Here is a 21,834-nt window from a genome sequence, read left to right on the forward strand (position 1 = left end):
CTAAATAGATATTTGAAGGCTGCTTATTTAATTGAGCAGCCTTTTTTAATTCTCAGCTTTAAAGAAATCAATAACTGATAATTTTATCAAATGAATGTTGGAGTAATAATGATGAAGAATATCGCTGTAATTATAGCCGAGTTTTGCCATTTTCATCGCACCTTCCTGACTCAATCCAACTCCGTGTCCAAATCCTTTTCCAACGATTAAAATTGAATCATTTTGAGCATCGACACAGAAATGAGTTGATCTTAATTCAAAATGTTTTCTCAAATCATCTAATGCTACTATAGAATCCTGTTGAAATAAATGGGATTGTCTTTTCTCAGGACAAAAGTTTAGCAAGTAGCGTTTAATTGAAAAGGAGGTAGTATCAACACCTTTAAACTTATGTAGATAGGTAAGGTAGTCGCTTCTTGAAATTGTCTTTTCCCATTCAAAATGAGGCATGCAGAGACTAAATGAATCCTCAACACTTTTTAAGTAAGGTCGTGGATAAGTCCAGGTATCTTCAGAGTTGATTGTTTCTCCACCTGAGTTTGAATGAAAAGCTGCTGTCACCAGGTTAATTTCAGCATCAACCATTACGATATCCCTGGTTTCTTTTACCGCCTGCTTTATGGTGTCGTTGTAACCGTAGGTTTTGTAAACCTGAGAGTTTACTCGATCGCACAGATTAAATCCTAGTTTTTCATATTTATCAAAATGCTTGAGTGCGTAGGTTCTTGATATTATTGACTGAACTTTATAAAACTCAGGTTCGTGTCCATTACCTGATTCACTTTGAACAACACCGGCAACATAATTTGCCATTGTGGCTTCGTTGATGATTTTAAGCCTGTTTTGATAGATAGAAATTTCTAAATCATCTTCATAAATACGCTGGATTTGATCAGATGAAACAGGTTTGATTTTGAATCGGCTAAATGGATCGCGTTCTACAAGTTTTACCTGTTTAAAACGGCCGTAAGATTTCGAAAAGTTTTTGACTTCAATCAATCCGTTTTGGATACTGATTTGAAACAGTCCCATCCCATGTAGAGTGGTGACCAGTTTACCGTCACCGTAAACCTGGTAAGCACCGGCATCGGGTCTTACGATAACACTTGCTGGTCGTTCATTCCAAAACAAACCAACTCTAACACGGTCAGAGTGTTGCCCAAATGATCCCAGTGTTATCCAAAATAACAGCGATATAAGAATGAGTGCTCTCATGAAATTTCGAATTCAAAATTAATTTCAATTATCGAGCCGTTTTTAATGAGATCAAAGAGTTTTCAACACTTCGTTGGCTACATTTTCAGAAGCACCAGTACCGCCCAGTTTTTTGCGTAACTTTATGTAATCATCGAGCATTTTAGCTCTGCCAACACCAGTCAGAATACTGTCTAATTCGCTTTTCAGTTTTTTAGGATTGAGGTCACTCTGAATTAGTTCTTTAACTATTTCCTCGTCCATTATGAGGTTTACGAGTGATATGTAGTTGACTTTGATCAAACTGCGTGCAATCCAATAAGAAATTGAGCTTCCCTTGTAGCAAACAACTTGCGGAACATCAAAAAGTGCAGTTTCTAATGTAGCTGTTCCGGAGGTTACCAATGCAGCCTTTGATTGCTGTAGGAGTTCATAAGTTTTTCCGTATAGAACATTTACACCTTTTTTTCGTGTAAATGGTTCGTAGAACTCTGGCGATTGAGAGGGTGCTCCGGCAATGATAAACTGATAATCCGGATACTGTTCTTTTAGTTTGAGCATAATAGGGAGAACCGTTTTTATTTCCTGCTTTCGGCTTCCCGGTAATAAAGAGATAATCGGTTTGTCAGGTAGCTCATTGTGTTCACAAAATGTCTGGAATTTCGGCTTTTCCTCCTGGTATTGCTCGACAGCATCGAGTAGTGGGTGACCGACAAATGTTACATCGTAATCAAACTTTCCATAAAAGTCTTTCTCAAATGGTAAGATCACGAACATGTGATCGACACATTTTTTGATTTTGTGAACACGTGATTGCTTCCATGCCCAAATTTGCGGGGAGATGTAATAGATTGTTTTGTATCCTTTTTCTTTGGCCCATTCGGCAATGCGGAGGTTGAATCCAGGATAGTCGATGAATATTATAACATCGGGATTGAATTCCTCAATGTCTTTTTTGCAAAAGCTTATGTTTTTGAGAATCGTTCGCAGGTTGAGGAGCACTTCTACGAATCCCATGAACGCTAAATCGCGGTAGTGCTTGACGATGGTAGCTCCTTCGTTTTGCATACGATCACCGCCCCAGGCTCTGACCGTAGCATCAGGATCTTTTTTTCTAAGATGCTTGATGAGATTTCCGGCATGTAAATCACCCGATGCTTCACCTGCTATGATATAATACTTCATTTTTTCTTTTTAAACGATGGCTCCCGCGTAATAGTAGATAACGTAAACGATAGCTCCTAAAAAAGTGACCAGTAGAATTCCTTTCCCAATTTGATCCTGTTCGCGTTTTACCATGAAGTGTCTCATGAAAAATGCATTAATACCAATTAAAAAAAGTATGGTTTTTTCAGTAAGTGTATTTGTAATGTAAATGCCAGATGCCTGCATGATAAAGTAAAACAGGGCATAGAGCACAACAGGTAATAGAATACCAATGAGAACACCGGTAATCATTTTGTCTTTTTCAAGCATCTAAAAGTCGAGTTTACTCAGTTTTTTCAATGATGAATAAGCAGTTAAGTCGTATTGAACGGGCACTATGCTCACATAGTTCTGTTCCAGGGCACTGATATCCGTATCATCTTTTTCATCGTAGTTTTCAAAGTGCCCGGTAAGCCAGTAATAGGGTCTGCCAGATGGATCTTCTCTGCGATCAAACTCTTCAATCCAGTTGGCATTGGCTTGCCTGCAAACTCTAATTCCCGCAATTTCATTGATCCCCATATCAGGAATATTAACATTGAGACAAACGCCTTTTTCGAGTCCGTTTTCTAGTATTTGCGGGACAATTTTTTTAGCGTAGTGCTTAGCCGATGTAAAATCAGCATCAATACTGTGATTGGTGAGTGAAAAGCCAATTGACGGGATTCCTTCTAAACAACCCTCAATAGCAGCAGACATAGTACCGGAATAAATGACATTGATACTGGCATTTGTACCGTGATTTATCCCTGATAAGATCAAATCTGGCTTGCGGTCCAGGATTTCATTAACAGCGAGTTTCACGCAGTCAACCGGTGTTCCTGTTGTACTGTAAACAGGAACATCATTTTTACTTTTCAACTCCTGAACTCGAAGTGTAGCATTGATTGTGATGGCATGGCCCATCCCACTTTGAGGTTTATCGGGAGCAACTACTACCACGTCACCAAACTCTTTTGCAACTTCGGTCAGAGCCTGGATTCCGGGAGCTGTTACTCCATCGTCATTGGTTACCAGTATTAGAGGTTTGCTCATACAGCTTACATTATTTTGCTGGCGAAATTAACACAATTAAATGTCCTTTTATATTCGGAGGTTGTTACGATGAGGTTTTATTTCTTTGTCTTCAAAATTATAGGGAATGCGTTTCAAGGTTGGAGATGAAGTACGCTTTTTAAATGAGACCGGAGAAGGAGAAATCACGCGGATTGAAGGAGGTAAGCTCTATGTTGATGTCGATGGTTTTGAATATCCATATTCTCCGGCTGATGTAATCCTTGTAGATGGAGAAAATACGGTTTTTGAGACACGAGAATTCGGATCTGATCGTGGCGGTAACAACACTCATGAATCATCAGAAAAACATGCTGAAACTCCCATAAACATTGCTTTGAAAGGAGCATTGAGCCAGGTTTTTGAACGTGTTAATCCAAAAGGAATTCCCGAGTGTGATTTGCACATTGAAAAGCTTGTTCAAAAACATGAGCACCTCACAAATGGTGAAATCGTTTCACTACAACTCGAATATTTAAAACACATCCTCGACAGTGCCGAGCGCGAAAAAGTACGCGAATTGATTGTTATTCATGGAGTTGGAGAAGGAGTTTTAAAAATCGAAGTAAGGCAATACCTGAGCTCCTTTGCTCACATCACTTATGAGGATGCATCCTTTCAGCGATACGGAAGAGGAGCAACCTATGTAAGATTATACGGCTTGTAGAGAAGGAAATGCGTATTTTTGTATCGCAATCCGAGCCATCGATCTTATAAGATAGGAAAGTCCGGACAGTACAGGGCGGCTCGCTGCTTGTTAAAGGCAGGTGCGTTTTACGTAACGGCAAGTGCAACAGAAAACAAACCAGCCGTGACCTTTGCGTCACTGGTGATGGGTGCAATGGTGAGGTAAGAGCTCACCGGCAATGCAAGTGATTGTGTTGGCCAGGTAAACCCCGGGCACTGAAAGACCATGTAAACCCCGGCTTGAAGGCTGCCCGCCTAAACGGGGAGGGTAGGTCGAGAAGATAAATGATGGCATAGAACAGAATCCGGCTTACGGGATTGCAACATGAAGCCTCACAGTTACTGTGGGGCTTCGCCATTTTGGTAGAGCAGATTTTTAATTCGCTCTGTTTGTTCTTTGTTGTAATCTGAATAAATGGCTGATTTAATTCTCAATTTTTCCTTTTTGGTTAGATGCCAGGACAGTGATATTTCATCACTTGTATTGCGCAGAAGATTGAACTCGACAACGTGTATTTGTTTCTTTAACTCAGGCGAAAGATACCCAAACATTTCATCGTGTTGGAAGTTTTGAATATTGAGATAGTTTTTTGAAACAGCTTCAATCGGCCTCAAAAATGACTGGAAAAGACTTCTAACCGGTTTTTCGTCAATCTCGGTTTCTTTGAATCGGTCGCGAATTTGCACGATGACTATTCCGCTCGTATTTTCTAAGATCCAATCTTCAAAAGTGTTGATATAATGAAGCGTATTCGTGAAGCCGTAGTTATCGCGAATACCAGCATCTATGACTTCAGTCATGGGCTCTGTTGGTAAGGCCACATTGGGGAGTATGTAGAAGAAAGTGGCATTCATTCTAAGAGCACTCAAAAAACTGAGGTTGTCAGGGTTCTGATTGTGAAATAGCTGGCGATAATCCACTGAACCGATCAACTTTTGGGAGGTCGATCCGGATAACGGCTGACTCAAATACGAAACGGGCTGACTCGCAATGTTCAACTTTCGGCCGTCATTTGTAATTGTGGGGGAGAGCAGGAACATCGGTATTTTAGCGAGCTTTTCTTCAGCATTGTAGTCGCCAATTGTCCTGTCCAGTACTCCATTTGTATTTTCATTTAATTGTTGCTCAAAGGCATAACCTCTATCCTTTGTATAAAACTCGCCTTTGTAAGAAAACTTTCTCAATCTCAACAACCAATCGTGAAGTGAAAGATTGAGAATAACGGTGTTGAGTAAATCGGTACTGATTTTATTGACGTACTTTTCATCGTTTAGATCGATTGACGAATCAGAAAAACGTTGCCTGTATAGCTCTCTGTAATAAGCAGCCCCCAGCATACCACCACTTGATCCTGTTATAAATTGTGTTTGGTTGAAGAACTCATCATTTGAAATGCTATCGAGATGTTGAAGCACTCTAAATGTCCACATTGTAGCTCTCAATCCACCACCTGAACAATTGAGTAAAACCAGTTTTGGTTTGTTTTGGTCAGATCCGGAATTATGGATTTTCCAGTTTTCAAGAATTTTACGTGTATTTTCTTTATCCTCATCAATTTTAGTTGAGTCGTAAGCGTACTTTTCAATTTCTTCATTAGAGTATTTGGCAGGCTCCCTGTCATAAGAAAGGCCATAGGCATAACTCTTAAAAGTGAAATCTGGATTTTGAGAGAGATAATTATAGCTGAAGAGAATGATGATGAAAAGTAAAGTTGACCATCCTTTAAGCCAACTGTAAATAGCACTGGCTAACATGAGAATCATTGTGAGAATAAGAATAACACTGGCGGCTGCCGGAAGCATGAAAATAGCCGTTTCACGGTAAAAGCTGAAAAAGATAATCGAAAGTATGAGGAGTATTTCGAAGATTGATGCATTCACATGGTTTTGAGCGAAAACTGTTTTGAGCATTTTAGTATCGTAATGCGCAATGTCTCTGGCCAGCTTAATTTTGGTAGGAGAGTGGAGGTAAGTTACAACGTTCCATTCTTTAGCTCTGCTTAGGTAGCTATACCAACGCTCGGGCTTCGAATATACATTTTGCATTGGTCGCTCACCCTGTGGACGTTTCTTTAGCTGAAAATCACCAAATAGCTTTTGGAAACTTTTGTTTGTATTGAGGAAATAGGCAAGTGTGAGAAAGATGAACAAAAATACTCCCCCAAATAATCCAATTAGTCTAGTGATAACTTCCAGTGGAGTATCCAATTGTTGGAGAACCTGGTAGTTGTAAAGTGTTATGGTGTAGTACGTGAAAAAGGAGAGCGGTATAATAAAAGAATTGAGGCAATATTTGGCAAAAGGTTTACCTAATGTAGCAAGAATTGGGAAACGGTCTCCATTGAGAATGTAACTGGAGATAAAATAGGCCATAGTAAACCCACCAAATGCAAAACCGGTAACGAAGTGAGATAAGAAGTTTACTTCTCCCAGGTATTCAGGATAGAGGAATAAGTTGTGGGCTCCGTATTTTTTGAGAATATTTCCAGAAATACTTCCAAATAGAAAAAGCCAAAAAAGCAGTAAGGCCTGATTCTTTTTGAGGTGGATAAGAACCAGTTGAGAGGGAAAAAAGAATACGACTCTTTTCCAAATATCTTTAAAAAAATTTGGGGAAGCTGCCATTCAAGCAATTTCCCCAAATATAAATAGGATTCATGTACTCAGGAGTACAATGATGTATTTTAATCGTCTAATTTCACATTAGCCCAGTTAGCACCTGATTCAATGCGATTGAGTTGTGTATGTGAAATTAAGAATTTACGTGCTATAACAGATTTTCTAAGTTTCCCCTCTTTTAACATCCGTTTGATCTCAATAACCTGATTTTTGCTCAGTTTTGAGTTTGTCACTAACCCCTTTCTGTGATTTGGCCCCTTAACCTTGTGGTCAATTTGCTCTTTACGAGTAGCCCATTGAAGGTTATCAGCTCGATTATTTGTTTTGTCATAATCGAGGTGAAGAATCAGGCGTTGACCTTCTTTAGGTTTTGGTAGAAAAGTTTTAGCAACTAATCTATGAACGTATTGATTGATAAGTTTTTCCTCTTTTGTTCTAAAACGAACAGCAGGATAGCCTTCAATTAATGTTCCTTTTAAAATTTTACCGCGGCCGTATGCGTAACTTTTTATTCGGCCGAGGTTAGATACCTCATACTTCGATTTTAAATCGATGCCTTTGAGGTTTACCTCTTTCCAAATTTCTCCTTTGAAATCTTTCATAATTGTTTTCCTCCTTAACTTTATAAAGAATCAGATTGTTGAGAGTAGCTGGAGAGAGGGGAAATTCTATTAAAGTTTCGCAAATATAGCTTGGTGAGAGCTTATCAGGTTGTAAATTTTAGTCAGATGTTTTGAATTGATTTTCAATATAATTAATAAATATTTATTTTAAAACATAATTTCACATTAAAAGTTTATAGTTTCAAAAAATCACAAACAAGATATGAAATACTCTTACCTGTAACTTTTTGATTTATATCATTTTGCAAAGGTGCTCCTTCGCAAATATGCAAATATTTATAATTAGAACCGGTACGAACTTTTGAAATATATTGCCTTGCATTAATAATTGATATACCACAAGGTGTAAATGCACTAACCGGCATTCTTTCTATTGAATCCAAATCTAGTTCAATTCCTGTCTCCAACTCTCCTATAAAACTTACGGCATTAAATATTGTTTCGTTCCAACTTAATTTTCCCCTAATAAAAATGTCCTCAAAGTAGGACGTATATATGCTATCATTTTCTCGAAGGTCTGCAATGTTTGTTTCGCTGTTGTAACCTTCGTGTAGGCCAATTACCGCATACTTTTTAAGGAATCCATTTTCCATAGCGTAGCTGAAGCCATTGCCGCTGTGGCGACCTTCTAACTTTCTAAAATCGCTGTGTGGATCGCAATTGATAGTACCAATTGGTTTGTTGAGAGCTGTAGAAACTCCTTTGATGATGGGGTAAGCGTTGTTGTGACCGCCTCCAATTACGATTGGAATTTTTCCGTGCTCAACAATTTCCCGTATTATTTCTGATACAACATCATCGATTTTCTCAGTTTCTGATCGAAACACTCCAACATCATCTGGGCGAGATGTCGACAGAGCTTGCAAACTTTTCAACTCAGATTCAAAATCGATGTGGCCCAGCAATAAAACGTTGTCACCTTTCAGAAATTGATTGCTCTGCACGTTTAAGAAAGCGTTGAGAAATGCATCCCAGGCTGAGTAAGCTCCGCCTTTGCCAAGGTTTCCGCGTACCCCAATATCCTCAGGAATGCCTAGAAGGACGTAATCAACACGGTCAGAACCGAGAAGCTCTGGTTCTGACCGAATGACTTCGCCAATTTTCGTTTCTCCGTCTCTTTTTGAAACGTATTTTAAAATATCAGCTTTGGAGTATGTTTTGAGTTTTTGGTGCATCATTATGTTTGAATAACTCCTACGTTGTAGCGTTTTTCAATTGGTGCGTGATCAGCAGCTTCAATACCCATTGAGATCCATTTTCGGGTATCCATTGGGTCTATGATGTTATCGACCCAAAGCCTGCTGGCAGCGTAGTAAGGTGAAACCTGCTCGTCATAACTGTTCTTGATTTTATCGTACAGTTCTTTCTCTTTTTCCTCAGTGATTTTTTCACCTTTTGCTTTTAGCCTTGAAACTTCGATGGAGAGTAAAACCTTTGCAGCTTGAGAACCGCCCATAACGGCAAGTTCAGCAGTTGGCCACGCTGCGATTAATCGCGGGTCGTATGCTTTACCGCACATGGCGTAATTTCCGGCTCCGTATGAATTACCCATCACGATAGTGAATTTAGGCACAACGGAGTTAGCCATTGCGTTTACCATTTTGGCGCCATCCTTGATAATACCACCGTGTTCTGATCGAGAACCAACCATAAATCCTGTTACGTCTTGCAAGAAGACGAGCGGAATTTTCTTTTGGTTGCAATTCATGATGAAGCGAGCAGCTTTATCGGCACTATCGCTGTAAATTACTCCGCCAAATTGCATTCCGTCTTTGCGCGATTTGACCATTCCTCGCTGGTTGGCAACGATTCCAACACTCCAGCCATCTATGCGAGCGTAGCAGGTTACGATGGTTTTACCGTAGTCTTTTTTGTATTCGTCAAACTCTGAGTTATCCACCAATCGCTCGATGACATCTCTTACTTCGTATGGTTTTGAACGATCGTATGGCATGATGCCGTAAAGATCGCTTTCGTCTTCTTTTGGCTTTGCCGGCTCTGACCGATTAAATCCTGCAGGTGTATGATTACCTACTTTATCCATGATGTTTTTGATGCGGTCTAAGCAGGCTTCATCATTTTCACACTTGTAGTCTGTAACACCGCTAATTTCATTGTGAGTTGTGGCACCGCCAAGTGTTTCGTTATCGATATCTTCTCCAATGGCAGCTTTGACAAGATAGGAGCCAGCCAAAAAGATGGTTCCGGTTTTGTCAACGATCATGGCTTCGTCACTCATGATGGGGAGGTAAGCTCCTCCGGCAACACAACTTCCCATTACAGCTGCGATTTGTAAAATACCTTCGCTCGACATTTTAGCGTTGTTGCGGAAAATGCGACCAAAGTGCTCTTTATCGGGGAATATTTCGTCTTGCATGGGAAGGAAAACTCCGGCACTATCCACGAGGTAGATGATAGGGAGTTTGTTTTCCATGGCTATTTCCTGCGCTCTGAGATTCTTTTTACCGGTGATTGGGAACCAGGCACCTGCTTTCACCGTGGCATCGTTAGCCACAACAATACATTGTTCGCCTTTGACGTAGCCAATTTTCACGACAACGCCACCAGAGGGACAGCCACCGTATTCCTCGTACATTCCATCTCCGGCAAATGCGCCAATTTCTATGCTCGGCTTTTTAGCATCGAGCAGGTAGTCAACACGTTCTCGGGCTGTTAACTTGCCTTGTTTGTGTTGTTTATCTATTCGTTTTTGGCCTCCACCAAGCGAAACTTTTTCAAATTTCTTTTGCAACTCAGATAATTTGAGTCGCATTTTATCGTCATTTTTATTGAATTCGAGTTCTTTCTTAGATGCCATAGTTTTTTCTTTTGCGGTTGTCAAATATACAAAAGGAGTAGCGTCAATCTTTGTTGAGATAATTTTCCTTTACATTGAGCAAATATGTCCTGCTCTCTGGACCAAGGTTAAAAATCAAATCTAAAATACTGAGGTTTTTTCTAAAATCATGACGGTCATCAAAGACCTGAAAATATTCAGGTAATTCTTCACTGAACCTGTGTTGTTTCACGTTGAATTTTAATCGGTAATCTGATTCATTTTCAATTGACTGAAACGTTGAGGTTAGGGAATATTCAATGTTGAAATTCAAACATTTCATGATTATTTGGTGAAGTGCCAGATTGAAATCGATGAGTTTTTTCGGCTCTGACCGATAGACGTTTTCAAATAAATAATCGTAGAATTCAAAGTACGGTGAAGTTCCGTAAGCTGATTGAATGGCCTGCCAGTGATTGTGTTGCCAGTTTTCTTCATAGACAATTTCTACATCGCTCATCTTCATTTTAGAAGCTGTCTTTTTGATGGGAATGACGAGGTTTGTCACGTCATTGGGGCCGTCAATGGTGCAACGGTTGCGGGGTGTTTGTTTGGTGAAGTTTTCCCAAATTTCAAATGAAATGTTTTCCTGCCCGATCAAATGAGCGTAATAATAAACAGGTCCAGCGTAAAATATTGGAAAAATCATTCGGTTAAACTTTTAAGTGTTCTTTGCCAATTTACTCCTTCATCATTCACTGAAAAAAGGACTCTGCTCGTGATGGCAACAATATGACTTTCAGGTAATAATCCCCAGTACCGGGAATCACTGGAGTTATCGCGGTTGTCACCTAAAATGAAATAGTAATTCTGCTCAAAGGTGTAATATTCCGTTTCTTTTCCATCGATATAAAATTGATCATCAATGCGCTCGATATTGTGGTTTTCGTGATCTCTTATGGTTGAGCTGTAAAGCTCGAAGTTTGTTTTATTGAGCCTTAACCTCCAACCTTCAAAAGGAATTTCGAGCGGACCAAAATTGTCTTTCGTCCATTTTAGATCGGGCGAGGAGGGAAATGTAAGTCCCGTGTTTTGGTAACGGTCAGAGCCGGTTTTGCGAACACTTTTAACACCTTTCTGGCTTTTGAGTTTTTCAGCCTGTTCTTCAGTGATGTTTACAGAGAATTTTCCGTCAAACTTTTTTGGGAAATTGATAGTTGAATGACCTTCAATCTGCTCGAATAGATCGCGATCGATTTCAATTGAGTATTCAAATTGCAGCTCAGCTCCTCTAAAATGAATTTTTTCGTTGTTGACGAAGATCTCTTTGTCTTCAATATTCAATTCATCACCGGGAAGTGCCACACATCGCTTGATGAAAAACGTACGCTGATCAATGGGGTGATGAGACTCATTGGGATAATTAAAAATTAGAATATCTCCGCGCGAAACGGTATCGTATCCCGGAATTCTCAAATAGGGGAGTTGGATAATTGTGGAATATGGTTGAAATCCCAGCCATTTTTGATGAGTAAACGGGATTGAGAGTGGCGTAATGGGTAACCTTGGTCCAACAGCAAGCTTATTCCCGATGATGAAATCACCTTTTTGAATGGTTGCATTCATGCTTCTCGAAGAAACGAGGTAAAGGTCGAAAAAACCGGATTTGAAAATCCAAAGAATCAGTAATGCGAGTAAAAAAGCACGACCCCATTGAAGAATGGAGTTTGACTTATGCTTTTTGCGTTGCTTGTACTTCTTCTTTTTCATTTACTACATTTCCTTGCGCTTCAAAGTTGCCTATTTTATCGAAAACGGTACATGCCGTTAAATCACCAGTGACGTTGACCGCGGTTCTGAGCATTCCCAAAATTCGATCGACACCAATCAGGATTACAATACCGCTCGCGGGAACACCAAAATTACTCACAATCGTTCCCAGGATGATCATTCCGCCACCCGGAATTGATGGTGTACCCACTGATGCCGCAACAATTGTAAAGGTGATGATGAGGAGATCTGACAATTCTAGCGGAATTCCATAAACCTGAGTAAGGAAGATGAGCGCAACTGCCTGGTTGAGTGCTGTACCGTCCATGTTGACAGTGGCTCCAACCGGAATTAAGAAATTGGAAACTGCAGGTTTTACTTTTAATTTTTCATCGGCTGTTTTCATGGTGAGTGGCATCACAGCGGCTGAACTAGCTGTTGAAAAGGCGAGCAGTTGGGCATCACGCATATTTGATAATGCACGAAATGGATTTTGCCTACCCAGCAGAAAGATCAAAATGGCGTAAACACATATAAGAACTATAAGTCCGGAAGCTACAGTTCCCATGTAAATACTCAGCCCGGTAAGACTCGACCAGCCTAGATTTGCGATGAGCTGAACCATCAGCCCAAAAACAGCATAGGGGACAAGCTTCATGGCAAAGTTCACGATTGTCATGCAAACTTGCTGAACGCTGCTCAACAAGTCCACAACCGGCTGTGCTTTTTTAGAAGAAAGTGATGCAAGAGCAATTCCCACCACAATAGCCACGATGACAACTGCCAGCATATCACCGGCAACCATACTGGCCAAAGGATTATCTGGAATTAACTGACCAACTAATGAAGGAATATCGGTATCAATATTGCTTTTTTCTCCTACTGGAGCATCTGATGGCGATTGGCTTGCGCCTAGCTTAGTAAGTCTTGAGCCGGGCTTTATGATATAAGAAAGAGAGATTCCAATTGTAATGGCTACTGTTGTCGTAAAAAGGAAATAGACCAAAACAGACCCGCCCATTTTGCGCAATTGTTCAAGACTTCCTGATCCTAAAATTCCCTGAACAATGGATGTGAGAATAAGCGGAATCATGATCATTTGTACCATTTGTAAGAAAATAGTACCCGGCAAACCGGCCCAACTTCCAATTTTCGAGGAAAATGATTCAGGAATAATTCCCGCTGCCGGGCTTATGATTGCACCTCCGGCAATTCCCAATATCATCCCGATGATGACTTTCACCCATAGTTTTTGTTCTACGAGTGACTGTATTTCAGAGTAAAAGGTTTTTAGGGAAGCAACTTGTAGTTTAAATGATCTCATCTTGTGAGGCGATTGGTTTTAATTCTTCGTCTCAAATTTAGCGAAACCAGAAAAAATCCACTCAAATTATTCGAGCAGGAGAATTTCTACACGCCTGTTTTTTGCACGATTCTGCCTTGTATTGTTCAGGTGTAACGGATCAGATTCTCCCTTTCCTTCATACTCGAGTCTGTCTGGCCTTATTTGATTATCAGTAAAGTAATCGTAAACACGTTTAGCCCGTTTAATCGATAAACGCATATTATCGCGCTTGTCTCCTACGTTATCTGTGTGACCAACAATTTTGAGACGGGCTTCCCTGTTGGCGTTCAAATATTCCAAAACCAACTCGAGGTCACGGTAAGATGTAGGAATGAGCTCATCACTTCCAAATTCAAACCTGATATTTTCCAAAACGAGCTGTCGTTTTTCATCGATCGTGTAAATGTAATTTTCATCTTCAATCGAATAAGGAAGTGTATCGGGAATGTGGACAGTTGTATCGATCAGAGCCAGCGGTTGTAAATCCTCTTTGTCTTCAGGTTCTTCATCACGAATCTTGTAGAGCGCAATGTTATCGATGAAGTAATAGGCCTTGAATTTCCAATAATCAGGAACGTACCATTTTTTCTTTTTGAACTTATCCCTGATGCGTTTTTTACTGAAGTTCCCCACTGAGATATACTTTTCAGTTCCGTTAGATTTGAATGTCCCGGAAACTCTCACCCAGCCGTCCTGAGCTGTATCTGCAGCAAATATTCCTTCATGCCTGTATTCTTCAACTTGAGGAGGGTTTTTATAAATGTAATATTCACTCGTGTAGTAAGGTCTGCGGTGGTAAAAGCTGGCACCTATACTCCTCAAATATGAATTGTAGCGCTCACTGGGGTGAACATACATTTCAAATAAATAACGTTCTCCTTTTTCGAGTTCATCTGTAAGACGGATTTGCAAAAACTCACGATACTTGGCATAAACACGAATGCCTACATAAACATTTCCTGATTGCGGTTGAGGAAGAGCCCAGTCTTCTGTTCCGTATGGTCTGCGAGTATCTCCATCGAGGACAAATCTGTCAACCGTGTTGATGAAACGCCATGGCCGGTGCGTGTATCTCCTTCCACGTTTTTTCTCGAAATCGCCATTGGGGATTAGGTTCTGACCGAAACCTATACTGGCGAAGAGCAATAGCTGTAAAAACAAAATGGTTCTCATTACTCACAAAGAAAGCTATTGTTACGTTATTTTAAATCTGAAAATGGAGTTGTTATTAACAGCAATTGTTGAATAGATCAGTATTTAACGGGTTTTGCCGAGATGCCAAAATTGAAAAACCAGATTAGTGAAATCATTTCCAGTAATATGATTGAACTGGATAATAGAGTGGGGAACATGGAGCTGACAGAAACAGTTAACGTGAAAATGAGCGTGACAAAGAGCCTGAGCAATTCGAGATTCGATCCGGTTTTTGATTGATCGAGCAATTTACCAATCGCCATGACTGAAAAAAGGATGAACGCGAGGAATGAGACCTGTGTAACAATTTCAAAAGTGGAAAACTGGAACAGGAAAAATGCTGTGATGCCTAAAATAATGGCGTACTGAAAAAGAATGTAATATCCACGGTCAGATCCAATTGTGCTGTTGTATTTTTCAACTGGGTGGGTAGGCAGATCGACCTGCGGCTGTTTAGCTAACCATGCCGGACTTTTATAAAGCACACGAAGTTTATCAGTACTTTTCTCAAAAGCATTCATATTTTTCCACAATGCTTTAATCGGGTCGATGTGAGCCTTGATTGGGTCAAATGTTGCCGTTTGTGAAGTGACGCCATAATCGGGTTTTTCCTCTTCCTTTTGAAACGTGCCAAACATCCTGTCCCAAATAATCAATGTACCAGCGTGATTTTTGTCGAGGTATTTCTCATTTCTCCCGTGGTGAACGCGGTGGTGTGATGGCGTGTTGAAAATATACTCAAACCAGCGCGGTAGTTTGTCGATCATCTCGGTGTGAATCCAAAACTGGTAAAGTGTTGTAAACGCTCCGATAAACAGAAACCACTCTGTCTTGAAACCAATGACAGCGAGCGGGATATAAAACACCGAGGTAAAAACTTTTTGTAGAGCTCCCTGTCTCAGGGCGACAGAAAAGTTGTAATCTTCACTTTGGTGATGCACAATATGCCCGATCCAAAAGAGATTAATTTCATGGCTCATTCTGTGAGCCCAGTAATAGAAAAAGTCAACACCCAGGAATAATACCACTGTCCAGAAAACAGTTTCGGGAACGGAGAAAATAGCGAAGTTCACAAAGAAAAAGTGGTAAAAAGCAACGGTAAACACTTTCACAAAAACACCCGTTGCCTGCTCCGTAATACCGCAACTGATGTTGGTAATGGCATCGTTGAGGCGGTACCGCTTCTTGTTTTTCAACCGGTCGTAAAGGACTTCAATTCCAATGAGAATGAAGTAAACCGGAATCGCTAATATGATGGGATTGATATCCATTTGCGATCATAAAGGTATGTACTTTTAAATTGACTATAACTTACTAGAATTGAATTTTGCGAAAAATACATTTCACTAAGTAGAGATTAAGTAATTTATCTCGATGAATCTCAAGTGAGTCGTTAAAATCATTTGAATTACAGAGTTTAATTGTTTTATTTTTATTACCGGGTTTCAAAATTTTTACAGTAAACAAATCTTGAGTTACAATAAAATAAACTGAACCATATAGAATAATTGATGGGTCTGTAATTTTCTTGCAGACTATTACATCGCTAGGATTTAAGGTTGGAGTCATTGACCTTTCAACAATATTTATTGCAAAATCACAATCTTGTACTCCTGGTAGCTGAATGTAACTTTCAGGGGAGTTTAAATTTTTGATAAACCATTCAATTGAGTTTTCACTAGCACTATTATTAAAGTAAGGAATCCCTTTATTATTTTTATTGGTTATACTTTCCTCCTTTAACATACTTTCTTTTCCGGTTAATAACCAAGTAGGATTTATTTCAGGAAAGGTGTCTAATATTTTGTTTAACGTTTTGTCTTTTAAATTTGATTTTCGTTTTATAGCCGTTTGAATTGAGTTATTTGAGAGGTTACAAGCTTTTTCAAAGTTGCTTATATTCATCCCTTTATACTCTTTTAGCTGAATAATTCTTTCAATTGGTTTGATCATACTTAACAATAGAATGTTGTTATTTTAGATTCCCTTCTACGTATACTTTCCAAAATGAGTCAATATCGTTTTTTAACCTTGAAAGATGTTCTATGTAACCTTCAAGTGAATCAGTCGGTTTAATTTTATTGCCAAATAAGTCTTCATCAGTTCCTTGTTTACGGCTCATCTCAATAAGAGACAAACAATATCTATTTAAGCCATTAGATATGTTTTTTATTTCATTTGCAACCCCGGCTAAGTGGTCCAGTGAATAAGACTTGATATCTAATGAATTCTCAATTGAGGGCTCAAATTCGGGATTAACTCTTGAAATAAAAAGTTCTAATTTGTCAATTATACTATAACCTGCTTTTTCTTTTTTGCCTTCAATTATTTGTCTGATATAGGTGTCAGAAACTCTGCTTTTTCGACTATATTCTTTTGACTCTCGATAACCTACCATTTTAGAAAGTTCTTTTTTTATTCGGTAAGTTTTTTCAATTCTGTCTTTTTCAATAGCATCATATACTCTATTTACCTCGTCTGGCTCAGGGATAGAATACATGTATGTATTCCATTTTTCATAAGGTATGTTTACTGTGTAAGCAAGAAGAGGTCGCTGCCTTAAAACCTTTTTTATGTCTCTCCAACGATTGTAAATCTGCTTCTTTGATAGTTGACTCATTTTTTATGATATTGAGTTTTTACTAAATATATTAATATGATGAAAAAGGTATGACAATATTAATTTTTTGTAAATAAAATAGACTTAGTTCCTCATTTAGGAAGTGTAAAGCTAAAAATTTCATTTCAATAACTCTTCTCAACACCTCCATTAACAAAGCCAATACAAGCTCCTTCTGAATTGAAATCAAACGCATAATACTTGCAGTATTTTGCTTCGCTTATAGGGTAACATGCATCAAACATGAAGTAATAGTATTGTGTTACATTAGATCGTGTTACCACAATTTCATGAGGCTTGCCGAATATTCGTTTAATATCCTTTTCAGACATCTTTTTAACACAGCCATCTATTTTTTTACTGTTTGCTGCTCTAAAAAGTTCGATACTTTCAACTAATAGAGTGTCTTTGAATTTCCAATGCTCATCAGCAAAATCCTTTAACGTACTGTAGCACTGCCGCTTTTCTGCTGGCATCAACAAGGTGCAGGAAGCGGAGATAAAGGCCAGCAATATCAGGAGTGTTTTTGATAGTTGTAGCATTTTTGAATTAATTAGCTATCGGTACTTAATGTGGCGACATTAATCTTTTCACAATATTCTCTTTCGTTGAAATGGAACGAATAGAACTTACAAAACCTTGATTTTTCAAGTGAAGGATAACATGATTCAGATGAGAAATAATAAAAAACAGTTTTATTATTAACCGTGTCTATTTGATGAGGTAAACCAAAAATTTTCTTTATTTCAGATGTATTCATCTTGTAGGCACACCGTTTTATTTCTACATCTTTTTCTATAAATGCCGATAAAGTACCTTTCGATTCTATGAGTAAACTATCGTGATTCAAAAGCTTCCAATGCTCATCAGCAAAGTCTTTCAATTTACGATAGCACTTTCTTTTTTCCTCAGGCATCAATAGCGCACACGAAGCAAGAAGCAAAACAAGACTGAGTAGTGAAAAGAAGGTTTTTAAATTCATTTTAATGACTGGTTTGTTTGCCTGAAACCCCAATATCTGTACAAATTCCATTATTATTAAAGTAAAAAGCATAATAAGAACAAAAACGAGATTCTTCTAATGATGGATAGCAAGACATGAGACTGAAGTAATAGTATCTTCTAATTTGGTTTTTCTTGTAAACTATTTGGTGAGGAGTCCCAAATAAACGTTTTATATCATTAGTGTCCATTTTTTTTACACAATTTGGAATATCACCATCTACTTCAACAGTTTTATTGAACATTTTTTTTGTTTCTAATAGAATACTGTCATGACTAGTAAAAGACCAATACTCATCAGCAAAATCCTTTAACGTACTGTAACACTGCCGTTTTTCCTCCGGCATCAACAGGGTGCATGAAGCAAAAAGCAAAACAAGGCTCAGCAATGAAAAATAAGTCTTGAAGTTCATTTCAGTGGCTTTTTTGAACACCTCCTGCTCCAAAGGACATGCACTCACCGTTCTCATTAAAATCAAAGTAATAATAATTACAAGCTTTTACCTCTGAAACGGAGGGGTAGCAGAACATTGTGTAGTAGTAAAACTGGGTTACATTTTTAGTCGATCTATAGTCAAGTTTAACAATTTCATGTGGTGTCCCAAAAATTCTTTTAATCTCTTTTGGTTGCATGCCAACTGCACAATCACTTATCCCTCCCTTTTTTATTACCGAATGAAAAAGTGTAGAGTCTTCAACTAGTATGCTGTCGTGATTTGAGAATTTCCAATTCTCCTTGGCAAAATCCTTCAGCTTACGGTAGCACTGACGTTTTTCTTGTGGCATCAACAGCGCACACGAAGCAAAAAGAAAGACAAGGCTTAGTAGTGAAAAGCGAGCTGTTAAGTTCATTTTCAGTGACTGGTTTGCTTGCCTGAAGCCCCAATATCTGTACAAACTCCTTCATCATTGAAGTGGAAGTAAAAGTACTCGCAATAGCGTGATTCTTCTAATGAAGGGTAACAGGAAAGCGTAGTGAAATAATAGAATTTTTTGACTTTGTGACCATCGTAAACGATTTGGTGAGGAGTTCCGAATATTCTCTTTATATCAGGGAAGCTCATTTTATAACAACAATTTGGGATGTTGCCGTCTTTTTCAACGAACTTAGAGACCATTTCATTTCTCATAGTTCCAGCTAAGACGCTGTCATGATTCGAAAATTTCCAGTGCTCCTTAGCAAAATCTTTCAAGGTGCGGTAACACTGCCGTTTTTCCTCCGGCTTCAACAGCGCACACGAAGCAAAAAGTAAAACAAGACTGGGCAGTGATAAATAAGTTTTAGAGTTCATTGTCAATTTTCTGTAGCAACAGTGCCGGTTGATATATCAGTGCATTGATTTTCACTGTTAAATTCAAAAGCATAGTAAATACAGTATTTAGCTTTACTAATAGGTTTGCAGTCCTCCATCATGAAGTATAAGTAATGTCCTGTACCTGATTTTTTTAAACTTACTTCATGAGGTTTTCCAAATAATCGTTTAATGTCCTTTTTAGACATTTTTTTTAGACAGTTATTTATTTTACCTTCTCCTCCTCGTCCTACTTTGAAAAGCTCTTCATTTTCAATTAATAGGCTATCTTTAAATTTCCAGTATTTATCAGCAAAGTCTTTCAACGTACGGTAGCATTGCCGTTTTTCCTTAGGCATCAACAGGGTGCAGGAAGCGGAGATAAAGGCCAGCAGCACCAGGAGTGCTGCCGGCCGTGGCTTGGATAGTTGTAGCATTTTTAACATTATCGTTTGATTAGTTTCACGGGATATTCGTTGCTGCCAATGGCTAAGATAGCAATATAGAGGCCACTGTGCAAATCGTTCCCGTTTATCTCCATCCGGTGTTGACCTGGAGTGTACTGCCTGGCCGGGGTAGACCGCACCAAACGCCCATCGAGGCTGTACAGTTTTAAGCCCACGTTGGCCTGTCGTTCCAGTTCAAACTCGAGTTTGGCAAATCGCTCAAAGGGATTGGGGTAGGCTGTGAGGTCGGTTTCCCGGGGCTCTTTGAGCTTGTCGGTATAGAGCGAAACACTGCAGTTGTCTTTTTGAAGAGGAGTCATTGGATAATCATGCTTTGTGCAATTACTGAAATCAACAGGCTGACTTTGATTTACAATGGCTTGTCCGCCATCGAGATTAGCGAGTGAAAAGTAGGTCATCCGCTCGTTCCAGGGAATGGGATTGTTTTGATCAATTTTCGCATGATAATACATCAGGTCATCGGTTTGGTTGACGTGTTTCAGCAAGTGGCCGTGGCCCAGTTCGTGAAGGATCACGGAATAAAAGTCATACGTTCCGGCCGGCTGTGGTTGTGTGCCGGTACTGTCGTAAAACCAGTTTTGATTGGGAGCATTGGACAGGGTGATGTCAATATCGGGGTTAAACGCCATCGTGTTGTTATTTGGATCATTACAGACTCTATGCCATACATGTGTCTGCCCTAAAATATTAGAAGCTCCAGTATTTCCGAATCGTATAGTTGAATTTTTATCTGAAGTATCTGATATAACAGCCACACTATCATCTAGTTGCCAACGTATTTCGGTGGCGCACACCCAATCATCAATCGCTTTCCGAATACACCCCAGGGCATTGCTGTTGTTGGCAATGTTAGGGTTCGGAATAAAGGAATAGCCCAGTTGTTGGTTGGTGCTGTTTTCATCGTACACGCTGTCCACACCGGCTAAGAAAATTTTAGATTTACTTAAATTCTGACGAAAATCATTTCGCCATGAATAATAGACTTCAAGTGTCGTGTCGGTTTGTTGAGTCGAACCCGATTGCGTGATGACTTTTATTTTGCCTGAGCCCGGTACCTTTAACTGATTAGGGTTTGTGGCATTGATGGGCAATGTTGAGGGAACGCGGATCTTGATCTCGTTGTCGGTCCACTGCGTGATATCGTAATCATCGAGTGGAATCCAGGATGCGCCTCCGTCATCGGCATTTCTCATCATGATTGTTCCTTTTGTGGAGCCGAAAAAATTCCCCATGATGGTGACGATGTCGCCAGTTCCGCCATTCACCTGTAAAGGTGCCATGCCCGTGATGTTCATGGTACACAGGTCCCGGTTTTCCGTATCGGTTGCTGTGATATTGTCAAACGTGAGGAGGTTTGAACCGCCCGCTGTGTTGGTGTACATAGAGAGTGTGAGCATCGTGGATTGATCGGTGAATTGCAAATCAGGCAGCTCACTGCAGTCACTGATCTCCATTTTTACGTGGAGCAGTTGTGTAGGAGTAGAAGTGAGGTAGTATCTGTTGTACGTATTCAGCTCAGCTCCTACACCCACGGCAAATACATCAGTCGAAATGTCGCCCGGTGAAGGGGCGTAGTAATCGCCCATCGAGGCGGTCACGGTTCCGCGCTGGGCCGTTACCTTGTTGTTGCCCACCACGTTTTGCCCGAATGCATCAGTGTTGTATTGGATGCGAACTAAACCGTTGTCAAAGTAAACATCAGTAGAAGATGAAACATAAATATCGTATTCAAAATAACTGGTACCGTTTGATGAAGTAGTTGCGGCATTTTCAATCGTGTAGGTAATGTCAGCAGTTCCTGAGCTGGCTCCCTGCACCTTTTGATTACTGGCAGAGATGAACTCGCTGTATTTTTGGTTTTGTAGAATTCCATTGGGATACACTTGCAGACACTCGGCCACGTAACTGGAATCGATGGTTTCGTACAGCATCTCTACACACTCGAAATTGACCTCTGAAAAGCGAGCCGAGATGTAGTGCTTGGAA

At 39.6% G+C, this 21,834-nt stretch carries 23 protein-coding genes and 1 other RNA gene; 2 read left to right on the top strand and 22 right to left on the bottom strand.

All coding sequences use genetic code 11. The features are described 5' to 3' along the window. Window positions 1-45 precede the first annotated feature (45 nt). From F3059_RS13205 to surE, 4 genes are read right to left on the bottom strand one after another with little or no spacing between them, the layout of a single operon-like run. Window positions 46-1,215: a SpoIID/LytB domain-containing protein gene (locus F3059_RS13205; protein ID WP_151170063.1), complete on the bottom strand. Its 1,170-nt coding sequence runs from the start codon at window positions 1,213-1,215 to the stop codon at window positions 46-48. Between the two features lie 51 nt (window positions 1,216-1,266). Beyond that, entirely contained in the window at window positions 1,267-2,379 is a 1,113-nt protein-coding gene (gene lpxB, locus F3059_RS13210) for a lipid-A-disaccharide synthase (protein ID WP_151170065.1), read from the bottom strand. 9 nt (window positions 2,380-2,388) lie between these two features. Next, the gene (locus F3059_RS13215) at window positions 2,389-2,670 is read right to left on the bottom strand and encodes a hypothetical protein (protein ID WP_151170068.1); all 282 of its coding nucleotides are present in this window, start codon (window positions 2,668-2,670) and stop codon (window positions 2,389-2,391) included. Beyond that, window positions 2,671-3,435, bottom strand: a complete 765-nt coding sequence (surE, locus tag F3059_RS13220; protein WP_151170070.1) for a 5'/3'-nucleotidase SurE — start codon at window positions 3,433-3,435, stop codon at window positions 2,671-2,673. A gap of 106 nt (window positions 3,436-3,541) precedes the next feature. On the opposite strand from surE, the gene F3059_RS13225 reads away from it, so the two are divergent. Both F3059_RS13225 and rnpB read left to right on the top strand, forming a co-directional pair. Next, entirely contained in the window at window positions 3,542-4,120 is a 579-nt protein-coding gene (locus tag F3059_RS13225) for a Smr/MutS family protein (RefSeq protein WP_151170072.1), read from the top strand. A gap of 22 nt (window positions 4,121-4,142) precedes the next feature. Beyond that, an RNA gene (rnpB, locus tag F3059_RS13230) (RNase P RNA component class A) lies at window positions 4,143-4,469 on the top strand. Window positions 4,470-4,479: 10 nt separating this feature from the next. Here the strand turns inward: rnpB and F3059_RS13235 are convergent. From F3059_RS13235 to F3059_RS13320, 18 genes are all read right to left on the bottom strand, one after another. Continuing rightward, complete coding sequence (locus F3059_RS13235; protein WP_151170074.1) at window positions 4,480-6,765, bottom strand: patatin-like phospholipase family protein; 2,286 nt, start codon at window positions 6,763-6,765, stop codon at window positions 4,480-4,482. A gap of 59 nt (window positions 6,766-6,824) precedes the next feature. After that, on the bottom strand, window positions 6,825-7,361 hold the full coding sequence (locus F3059_RS13240) for an NUMOD4 domain-containing protein (protein ID WP_151170076.1): 537 nt from the start codon (window positions 7,359-7,361) through the stop codon (window positions 6,825-6,827). A 194-nt stretch (window positions 7,362-7,555) separates the two neighbouring features. Beyond that, on the bottom strand, window positions 7,556-8,560 hold the full coding sequence (locus tag F3059_RS13245) for a formimidoylglutamase (protein WP_151170078.1): 1,005 nt from the start codon (window positions 8,558-8,560) through the stop codon (window positions 7,556-7,558). Beyond that, window positions 8,560-10,200 carry an acyl-CoA carboxylase subunit beta gene (locus F3059_RS13250; protein ID WP_151170080.1) on the bottom strand — a complete coding sequence of 547 codons (1,641 nt, stop codon included), beginning with the start codon at window positions 10,198-10,200 and terminating at the stop codon, window positions 8,560-8,562. Before F3059_RS13250 ends, F3059_RS13245 begins: the two co-directional genes overlap by 1 nt. A gap of 43 nt (window positions 10,201-10,243) precedes the next feature. Next, complete coding sequence (locus tag F3059_RS13255) at window positions 10,244-10,867, bottom strand: WbqC family protein (RefSeq protein WP_151170082.1); 624 nt, start codon at window positions 10,865-10,867, stop codon at window positions 10,244-10,246. Next, complete coding sequence (gene lepB / locus F3059_RS13260) at window positions 10,864-11,928, bottom strand: signal peptidase I (RefSeq protein ID WP_151170084.1); 1,065 nt, start codon at window positions 11,926-11,928, stop codon at window positions 10,864-10,866. Before lepB ends, F3059_RS13255 begins: the two co-directional genes overlap by 4 nt. Then, window positions 11,891-13,252: a dicarboxylate/amino acid:cation symporter gene (locus tag F3059_RS13265; RefSeq protein WP_151170086.1), complete on the bottom strand. Its 1,362-nt coding sequence runs from the start codon at window positions 13,250-13,252 to the stop codon at window positions 11,891-11,893. The genes lepB and F3059_RS13265 overlap by 38 nt, the downstream gene beginning before the upstream one ends. Window positions 13,253-13,318: 66 nt before the next feature. After that, window positions 13,319-14,446, bottom strand: a complete 1,128-nt coding sequence (locus tag F3059_RS13270) for an OmpA family protein (RefSeq protein WP_151170088.1) — start codon at window positions 14,444-14,446, stop codon at window positions 13,319-13,321. A gap of 77 nt (window positions 14,447-14,523) precedes the next feature. After that, complete coding sequence (locus F3059_RS13275; RefSeq protein WP_151170090.1) at window positions 14,524-15,738, bottom strand: sterol desaturase family protein; 1,215 nt, start codon at window positions 15,736-15,738, stop codon at window positions 14,524-14,526. 43 nt (window positions 15,739-15,781) lie between these two features. Then, window positions 15,782-16,420, bottom strand: a complete 639-nt coding sequence (locus F3059_RS13280; protein WP_151170092.1) for a S24 family peptidase — start codon at window positions 16,418-16,420, stop codon at window positions 15,782-15,784. Between the two features lie 19 nt (window positions 16,421-16,439). Further along, on the bottom strand, window positions 16,440-17,087 hold the full coding sequence (locus F3059_RS13285; RefSeq protein ID WP_151170094.1) for a hypothetical protein: 648 nt from the start codon (window positions 17,085-17,087) through the stop codon (window positions 16,440-16,442). A gap of 125 nt (window positions 17,088-17,212) precedes the next feature. Beyond that, complete coding sequence (locus F3059_RS13290) at window positions 17,213-17,629, bottom strand: hypothetical protein (RefSeq protein ID WP_151170096.1); 417 nt, start codon at window positions 17,627-17,629, stop codon at window positions 17,213-17,215. An 11-nt stretch (window positions 17,630-17,640) separates the two neighbouring features. Next, window positions 17,641-18,069 carry a hypothetical protein gene (locus F3059_RS13295; RefSeq protein WP_151170098.1) on the bottom strand — a complete coding sequence of 143 codons (429 nt, stop codon included), beginning with the start codon at window positions 18,067-18,069 and terminating at the stop codon, window positions 17,641-17,643. A gap of 1 nt (window position 18,070) precedes the next feature. Continuing rightward, window positions 18,071-18,502 (bottom strand): hypothetical protein, encoded by a 432-nt coding sequence (locus F3059_RS13300; protein WP_151170100.1) that lies wholly within the window; start codon window positions 18,500-18,502, stop codon window positions 18,071-18,073. Window position 18,503: 1 nt separating this feature from the next. Beyond that, window positions 18,504-18,941, bottom strand: coding sequence for a hypothetical protein (locus F3059_RS13305; RefSeq protein ID WP_151170102.1), 438 nt, complete (start codon window positions 18,939-18,941; stop codon window positions 18,504-18,506). A 2-nt stretch (window positions 18,942-18,943) separates the two neighbouring features. After that, window positions 18,944-19,381 carry a hypothetical protein gene (locus F3059_RS13710; RefSeq protein WP_170265184.1) on the bottom strand — a complete coding sequence of 146 codons (438 nt, stop codon included), beginning with the start codon at window positions 19,379-19,381 and terminating at the stop codon, window positions 18,944-18,946. Between the two features lie 2 nt (window positions 19,382-19,383). Then, window positions 19,384-19,827, bottom strand: coding sequence for a hypothetical protein (locus F3059_RS13315; protein WP_151170106.1), 444 nt, complete (start codon window positions 19,825-19,827; stop codon window positions 19,384-19,386). After that, window positions 19,827-21,834, bottom strand: a 2,008-nt coding sequence (locus F3059_RS13320; protein WP_170265185.1) for a T9SS type A sorting domain-containing protein, incomplete at its 5' end; no start/stop codon positions are given. The genes F3059_RS13315 and F3059_RS13320, both read right to left, overlap by 1 nt.

This window comes from Salibacter halophilus (genome assembly GCF_008806325.1).
Taxonomy (GTDB): Bacteria; Bacteroidota; Bacteroidia; order Flavobacteriales_G; family Salibacteraceae; genus Salibacter; species Salibacter halophilus.